Here is a 281-nt window from a genome sequence, read left to right as displayed (position 1 = left end):
ACAGCGTGCGATCGATAGTCGCGCATAACGTCGTTTGTAATATCTGCGCGCCTTGCATACCGCTAATTTCATCCAGCCGCCCTAAGGCATAAAGCACTTCCAGCGCCTGGCCCATTTCGGCCAATTGATTTTCCTGGGCGATTAATAGTGTGAGTTGCTCCAGTAATTGTTGACTGAAGGACGCCAGACCCGCTAACGCCGCCTGGCTAAGACATGTGGTGATACTGCCGATTCCGCCCGCGTCCAGCATATCGGCTTCTAATTTATTGCGTGCGGCTTCC

Annotated in this window: 1 protein-coding gene; it reads right to left on the bottom strand. The window is 53.0% G+C overall.

The features are described from left to right. Positions 1-281, bottom strand: a 281-nt coding sequence (locus P8629_RS11640) for a hypothetical protein (RefSeq protein ID WP_278166290.1), incomplete at both ends; no start/stop codon positions are given.

The organism is Hydrogenovibrio sp. 3SP14C1 (assembly GCF_029625905.1).
Lineage (GTDB): Bacteria > Pseudomonadota > Gammaproteobacteria > Thiomicrospirales > Thiomicrospiraceae > Hydrogenovibrio.
Note: the sequence above shows the minus strand (reverse complement) of the source record. Positions and strands in the feature narration are given on the sequence as shown.